At 32.4% G+C, this 7,723-nt stretch carries 8 protein-coding genes; 7 read left to right on the top strand and 1 reads right to left on the bottom strand.

What is annotated here, in order from left to right:
- On the bottom strand, positions 1-255 hold a 255-nt coding region (locus CAAU_RS12555), incomplete at its 3' end, for a UPF0236 family transposase-like protein (protein ID WP_040306717.1).
- Between the two features lie 191 nt (positions 256-446).
- Between CAAU_RS12555 and CAAU_RS12550 the strand changes: the two genes are divergently transcribed.
- The 7 genes from CAAU_RS12550 (at position 447) to groL (ending at position 7,717) form a co-directional block, all read left to right on the top strand.
- Positions 447-1,103, top strand: a complete 657-nt coding sequence (locus CAAU_RS12550) for a redox-sensing transcriptional repressor Rex (protein ID WP_008909810.1) — start codon at positions 447-449, stop codon at positions 1,101-1,103.
- A gap of 74 nt (positions 1,104-1,177) precedes the next feature.
- Positions 1,178-2,185: an SH3 domain-containing protein gene (locus CAAU_RS12545; RefSeq protein ID WP_008909809.1), complete on the top strand. Its 1,008-nt coding sequence runs from the start codon at positions 1,178-1,180 to the stop codon at positions 2,183-2,185.
- An 11-nt stretch (positions 2,186-2,196) separates the two neighbouring features.
- Positions 2,197-3,078, top strand: a complete 882-nt coding sequence (locus CAAU_RS12540; RefSeq protein ID WP_008909808.1) for a glycosyl hydrolase family 18 protein — start codon at positions 2,197-2,199, stop codon at positions 3,076-3,078.
- A 72-nt stretch (positions 3,079-3,150) separates the two neighbouring features.
- Positions 3,151-4,008, top strand: coding sequence for a DNA-3-methyladenine glycosylase family protein (locus CAAU_RS12535; protein ID WP_008909807.1), 858 nt, complete (start codon positions 3,151-3,153; stop codon positions 4,006-4,008).
- Positions 4,009-4,061: 53 nt separating this feature from the next.
- Positions 4,062-5,600, top strand: coding sequence for a hypothetical protein (locus tag CAAU_RS12530; RefSeq protein ID WP_008909806.1), 1,539 nt, complete (start codon positions 4,062-4,064; stop codon positions 5,598-5,600).
- A gap of 196 nt (positions 5,601-5,796) precedes the next feature.
- Complete coding sequence (locus tag CAAU_RS12525; RefSeq protein ID WP_008909805.1) at positions 5,797-6,072, top strand: co-chaperone GroES; 276 nt, start codon at positions 5,797-5,799, stop codon at positions 6,070-6,072.
- 22 nt (positions 6,073-6,094) lie between these two features.
- On the top strand, positions 6,095-7,717 hold the full coding sequence (gene groL, locus CAAU_RS12520; protein ID WP_008909804.1) for a chaperonin GroEL: 1,623 nt from the start codon (positions 6,095-6,097) through the stop codon (positions 7,715-7,717).
- Positions 7,718-7,723 lie beyond the last annotated feature (6 nt).

Here is a 7,723-nt window from a genome sequence, read left to right as displayed (position 1 = left end):
AATACTTTTCTTGTCTTTTCTTTCAACTATCCATTCCTTTTTTCTCTTATCATCTTCTTTAATCGCTTTATCTAATTCTTCTAAAAAGTCTTTTATTATATTCCTTCCAAGTTCATCAGTCGATTCTTTAACTACCTCAACAAGTTTTGTAAAATCCCATTCTTTTGACAGCATTTCTTCTACATTTTTTATTAATTTAGTAGTGAAATTTATTAAATGTTGTTGTATAATATCATGTTGTATAATATTATTCAAAAGAGACACCCCCTTATTGATTTGTGTTTTTTCCACTTTTTATTTTACCACAGGGGTTGTCTCTTTTAAATTTTTTGTCCTTTTTCGTCCTACAATAATTTTACACTATGTAATTTGCTATATAATTAAATAAAAGTGCTATAATTTTTAGAATTATGTGTTAAATTATAAACAATAGGTTAGGTGATGATATGGGAAAAAAAACGATGATTTCTATGGCTGTAGTAAGGAGATTGCCTAAATATTACAGGTATCTTGGAGAGCTTTTAAGAAATGACGTAGAGAGGATTTCATCAAAGGAGCTTTCAGAGAGAATCGGTTTTACAGCATCTCAAATAAGACAGGACCTTAATAACTTTGGAGATTTTGGACAACAGGGTTATGGATATAATGTAAGGGCATTATATGAGGAGATAGGAAAAATTTTGGGGCTTAATAAAAATTATAATACCGTTATTGTTGGAGCGGGAAACATAGGCCAGGCAGTTGCAAATTATACAAACTTTGAAAGGTTAGGGTTTCACTTAGTTGGTATATTTGACAGAAACCCCAAACTAATAGGAATTAGCATAAGGGATAAGGTTATACAGGATGTTGATAATTTAGAAGAATTTTTGAAAAATAACCATGTGGATATTGGAATAATATGTGTTCCAAAGGAACAGGCTCAAAAGATAGCTGATATTTTTGTAAAATGTGGCATCAAGGCAATATGGAACTTTGCTCCAACCGATTTAAATGTTCCTGACGATGTTATAGTTGAAAATGTTCATTTAAGTGAAAGCTTGTTAACTTTAAGTTACAGGCTTAATGAGGCGGAACTTTTTAAGGAAAAAATTGGGCGTTGATTAAGGCCCAATTTTTTTTTATAATAAACTTAACTAATTGTCGAAAAATTGCATCTTTAAGGGGGATGTAGCAATTGAAAACATTAAGGGTTACAACTAGTATTTTTCTTATTTTAGTAGTAATGGTTTTTCAATTTAGCAACTTAAAAATAAAAGCAGCCACTTTTAAGCCATATCAGATGCAGGTCGTTTCGAATTATGTCAATATTCGAAGTCTTCCAAGTTTAAGTTCAAAGGTAGTAGGGAAATATACTAAGGGGACAGTTTTTACCGTTATTGGAAAGTCAGGAGGTTTTGTTAAGACTAATAAAGGATATGTCTATAATAGTTCAAAATATATAAAAATATATTCTTCAAATAGTGGACAAGCATTTAAAAGTTATAAAGTAATAGTTAAGAGTTCAACATTAAATATAAGGAAGTTACCTTCCCTTAATAGTCCAATTGTTGGGAAGTATTATAGAGGTAATATTGTAACGATTATAGGGGCATCAGGAAGCTTTTTAAGAACAAATAAGGGATATATTCACAAGGATTATGTTGCAGTTTATACTCCAAATAGAGAAGAAAATCCATTGGTAGGAAGATATATCAAAATAAAAGAAGATATATTTATGTTAAAGCAAACCGATGGAACTCAAAGCGATAGAATGCTTTTAAAGGACGAAGTTTACAAAATTCTTGGAATAGAGGGCGATTATTTTAAAATAATAATGGGTAGCTCAATCGGATATATCCATAAGGATAATGTTGAATTATTAAATGATGTTCCAAATAAGAAAATAACTTTAGCTTGGCAGTATGTTTATAATAGATCAAAAAATATTTATACCTACGATGAAGATACGGATTATGTAAATATAAAATCTTCACAATTAGGACTTGATGTCCTATCGCCAACTTGGTTTGATATTGAAGGGGATTATAAAAACCCATCAAGCATTTATGTGGCTGATAATGCCGACTTGGAATATGTAAAAAGAGCCCATAAGAATGGATATGAGGTTTGGCCAAGATTTGCAGAGTTTAATGCAGAAAGGGCCTATGTGGTATTTACAAATCCTACGATAAGAAAAAAGTAATAGATAGTATAGTGTCCCTTGCAAGGCAGTATGATGTGGATGGAATAAACATAGATTTTGAGGCATTAGGAATGAAAAATAAAGACCTTTTTACTGCCTTTGTAAAGGATTTGTCATCTGAACTTAAAAAATATAATATGGCTGTTTCTGTGGACGTTACGAGGATTTCAACTTCAGATACATGGTCAAAATGGTATGATAGATTAGCTTTAATCAATTATGTAGACTATATGATATTAATGGCCTATGATGAACATGTTGCAGAATCAAAAACTCCAGGTTCTGTAGGATCATTCCCTTGGGTTAAGTCGTCTATTGAGGAGTTATTAAATTTGGGTATCCCTAAGGAAAAGTTGATACTTGGTGTTCCCTTTTATTTAAGACTTTATAAAACTGTAACGATAAACAATCCCTATGTTACTGTAGCTATTACTTCAACAAACGTTCCTATTTATGTTAATGCAAACACAAGTAGCACCAAGATTGCAACCACAACAAAAGGCAATTCGTATAAACTAATTGAGGAACTTACAAGCTGGTATAAGATAGAAGCTGACGGCAAAATAGGATATATCCCAAAATCCTATGCCATGAAGATCATCGCAAATAAACCAACAGATATTGTGGTATCCTCCCAGGCAATAACAACTAAAAAAGCTTATGAACTTATGAACCAATATGGTGGACAAGTTTATTTTGACGATAGGGCAAAGCAAAATGTTATTGAATATAATTTAGACGGATACAAATATATAGTATGGCTTGAGGATGAAACTTCAATGGCTTGGAGAATTGATTTTATAAGACAGTATGATTTAGCTGGTTCTGGAGCATGGAGCCTTGGATGGGAGGATAGAAGCCTTTGGAATATTATAAAGGAGAAGCTAAAATAAACCAGGTTTGCCTGGTTTATTTTTTTGTCATAAGGTATAATAGGGAGGAGAAATTGGTTAAGAGGTGATGACATGGAGTTAAGAGAGTATGATAAGGGGTTATTTATAAAAAATGCTATGGATTTTGAGCCTGAACATATATTTGAGTGTGGACAATGCTTTAGATGGAATAAATATGAAAACGGATATATAGGAGTTGTATCTGGAAGGGTAGCTTTTGTGTATAAAAAAGATGGCGACGTTTATATAGAGGGAGGAAAAAAGGAGGATGAGGACTTTTGGAGGAAGTATTTTGACCTTGATAGGGACTATGGGAAAATAAAGGAAAGACTAAGGGAGGATGAGGTTTTAAAAGAGGCCGTTGAACACGGATATGGTATTAGACTTTTAAAGCAGGAGCCCTTTGAAACTTTGATATCCTTTATAATTTCAGCAAACAATAGAATCCCCATGATTAAAAAAGCTGTTGATAATATATCTAAAAGATTTGGAAAGAAAATTATATTTAAAGATATGGAATTTTACTCTTTCCCCAGCATAGAAGAATTAAAGGAGGCCTCCATAGATGAGCTTGAAGAGTGCGGAACTGGATTTAGAGCAGTTTACATATATGAGGCTGTTAAAAGAATATACGAAGAAAATATAAGTTTAGATGAAATAATGACCCTTGATACGGATGCTGCACAGGAAAAGCTTTTGCAGTTTAAGGGGGTTGGACCTAAGGTTGCCGACTGTGTCTTGCTCTTTTCAATGCAAAAGTATGACGCCTTTCCTGTGGATGTTTGGGTTAAAAGGATAATGCAAAGGTTTTACCTTGCCCCTGATGTGAGTTTAAAAAGAATTAGAGACTTTGGAAGGCAAAAATTTGGAGATTTAGCAGGTTTTGCACAGCAATATCTTTTTTATTATGCGAGGGAAAAGAGGGTTTAATTTTTTTTAGTTTGTTAATAATTATAGATAGCATTCCAAAAGGGGGGCTATCTATGGAAAAAATTAAACTAATAGATTCTATTTGTCCAACCAGCTTTGATTTCTATGAGGATAAGATATATTATTTCGATAAACCCAATAAGCATGAGGGTTTGTTTTGCTGTCAGGAGGATGGAAAAAAAGTAATAGAAGAGGTTTTGGATGGCTTTGGATTAGTAAGAAAAAATATACGGATATTTTATAGGGTTTATGATAATAAAACGGATGTTTACATAAAATCAGATGAAGAAAAAAGGCTTCTATTGGATGGAGTATTCTTTGATTTTCACTTTTATGGGAATTACCTTTATTGCCTTGGAAGGGTTTCGGATATTTCTGTTATTAAGGTTTTAAATCAAAACCTTAATGAGGTTAAGAATATTTATATTGCAGACCTTCTTTTTACCAGCACCTTTTTGGTTATGGATAATTACCTTTACATTGCTGGTTTTGATAAGGATAATAATTTTAAAGTTATAAAGATAAACTATTTTGGCAAACGAATTGAAGGGTGGGATATTAACTATAAAAGCAGGGATGAAATTATTGCCAAGATTTTTATTATCCAAAATAATTTTGTCCTTCATATTACGGGGAAAAAGGATAAGATATTAATTTATGATTTTGATGGGAAAAATTCTACTATAATATATCCTCAAAAATTTGGATTGGATGCTTTTGTGGATGTTCAGGTTTATGATGATAAGATTTTTGTATTAAATAAGGATCTGATTTATGAGTTTAACTTTAAAGAATTTTTATATGGGAAGGAATGGCTACTATATAACCTTCAAACAGATATTTTAAAATACAAATATCTTTTGTATTCAGTTGGACTAAAAAAGGACTTAATTATTGATTTTTCGTTTTCCTTGATAAATTCTTTTATTATTGTTTTAGTTACCCACCAAAGGGATTTTAAATTATTTTTATCCATCTTTGGAATAAACTATTTTATAATATCAAATATATTAAATTTTACTCATCTACTTTTTAAGGATGAGAGAATAAACAGGATCTTAGAAATTTTTGACTATAATATCAATTTAACATTAGTTCCTTTTTCTTTCTTTATTTACTTTTCTTCAATTTTTAATTTATATTTTAAATTTAAATGGCAAATATTAATAATGTTGTTCTTTTTAATTTTAGGAGATTACTATATATGCAGAAGCATAAAGGGGAAAAAATTTGACTATGCCGTTGAGCTTTTAGAATACAAAAATGAAGGATTAAGGCTCTATATCATGGATAGGATTGAGGAGCTTTTGAAATTAGGGAAAAGTAAAGTTTTTGTTTCTATTAGCATTGATAAATTAAATTCAGATATTTTAGCGCGATATCAAAAAACAAGGAAAGTAATTCTAAGGGATGGGTTTAGTTATCAAATATCCAATAATATTATTAATTCTACAATTGACTTTACTAAACGAGATATTAGATATTCAAGATTTTCTATACTAATGGATTATTTTAGCTTTATAAGGAACTATACAAAAATTAATGAGATTAGAATACTACCAGAAAATGAGCAAAATGAAGAAAATAAGTGAAATAATAAGATAAATTAATATAATTTCTTATATAAGCATATTTTAATAAAATGCCTTAATAATAGAAATTTGATAATATTATTCCAATTCTTTAATATTAAAAGTGTGATTAGCACTCAATAAGAGTGAGTGCTAACAAGAAGATTACATAGTAACCAATATATTAAAATAAAAATACACGTAAGGAGGGGTATCGATGAAACTTAGACCACTTGGTGACAGAGTTGTTATCAAGAAGATTGAAGCTGAAGAAACTACAAAAAGCGGTATAGTTTTACCAGGAAGTGCAAAGGAAAAGCCACAAATGGCTGAAGTTATCGCCATCGGTCCAGATGTTAACAGAGATGACAAGGTAGTTTTAAATGTTGGTGATAAGGTAATCTTCTCAAAGTATTCAGGAAATGAAGTAAAGCTTGATGGAGAAGAATATACTATATTAAATTTAAGCGATATTCTTGCAGTTATAGAATAATTAACTTGAAGGGGTGATTAGGATGGCAAAGGAAATAATGTTCGGTGAAGAAGCAAGAAGAGCGATGCAAAGAGGCGTTGATAAGCTTGCTAACACTGTTAAGATAACTTTAGGACCAAAGGGAAGAAACGTTGTTCTTGATAAAAAATTCGGTGCACCACTTATAACAAACGATGGTGTTTCAATCGCAAGGGAAATAGAACTTCAAGACCCATATGAAAACATGGGGGCTCAACTTGTAAAGGAAGTTGCAACAAAGACTAACGATGTTGCAGGTGACGGAACAACAACAGCTACATTACTTGCACAAGCAATAATAAGAGAAGGTTTAAAGAATGTTACAGCTGGTGCTAACCCAATGCTTGTAAGAAATGGTATCAAGAAGGCTGTTGATGTTGCAGTTGAAGAAATTAAGAAGATTTCACAACATGTAAAGGGAAGAGAAGATATAGCAAGAGTTGCTGCTATATCAGCTGCTGATGAAGAAATAGGTCAGCTTATCGCTGATGCTATGGAAAAGGTAGGCAACGAAGGAGTTATAACTGTTGAAGAATCAAAGACAATGGGAACAGAGCTTGAAGTTGTTGAAGGTATGCAATTTGATAGAGGATATATAAGTCCATATATGGTAACTGATGCTGAAAAGATGGAAGCTGTTCTTGATGATCCATATATACTTATAACTGATAAAAAGATTTCAAATATCCAAGACATTCTTCCAGTTCTTGAACAAATAGTTCAACAAGGAAGAAAGCTACTTATCATAGCTGAAGATGTTGAAGGTGAAGCTCTTGCAACACTTGTAGTTAACAAGCTAAGAGGAACTTTCACTTGTGTTGCAGTTAAGGCTCCTGGATTTGGCGATAGAAGAAAAGAAATGCTTCAAGACATTGCTATCTTAACTGGTGGTCAAGTGATTTCCGAAGAACTTGGAAGAGATTTAAGAGATGCTGACATAACTATGCTCGGTAGAGCAGAAAGAGTAAAGGTTACAAAGGAAAATACTACAATAGTTAACGGAAGAGGCGACAAGGAGGATATCAAGGCAAGAGTTGCTCAAATCAAGGCTCAAATTGAAGAAACTACTTCAGATTTCGATAGAGAAAAATTACAAGAAAGACTTGCAAAGCTTGCTGGTGGAGTTGCAGTTATAAAGGTTGGTGCTGCAACAGAAACAGAATTAAAGGAAAAGAAATTAAGAATAGAAGACGCTCTAAACGCTACAAAGGCAGCAGTAGAAGAAGGTATAGTTCCAGGTGGTGGAACAGCTTACATCAATGTAATTCCTGCTGTTGCTGAACTTGAAGCAAAGGAAACTGAATCTGACGTTAAGGTTGGTATCAGCATAGTGAAGAGAGCTCTTGAAGAACCACTAAGACAAATAGCAGAAAACGCTGGATACGACGGAGCTGTAGTTGTTGAAAAGGTTAAGGCAAGCGAAAGAGGAATCGGATTCGATGCTCTACATGAAAAGTATATCAACATGATAGAAGCTGGTATAGTTGACCCAACTAAGGTTACAAGATCAGCACTTCAAAACGCTGCATCAGTTGCTGCTACATTCTTAACAACTGAAGCTGTTGTTGCAGACATCCCAGAAAAGAAGGATAACCCAATGCCAGGCGGAATGCCAGATATGTATTAATAAAAA

It is taken from the genome of Caloramator australicus RC3 (assembly GCF_000297115.1).
In the GTDB taxonomy this organism is placed as follows: Bacteria; Bacillota; Clostridia; order Clostridiales; family Caloramatoraceae; genus Caloramator; species Caloramator australicus.
Note: the sequence above shows the minus strand (reverse complement) of the source record. Positions and strands in the feature narration are given on the sequence as shown.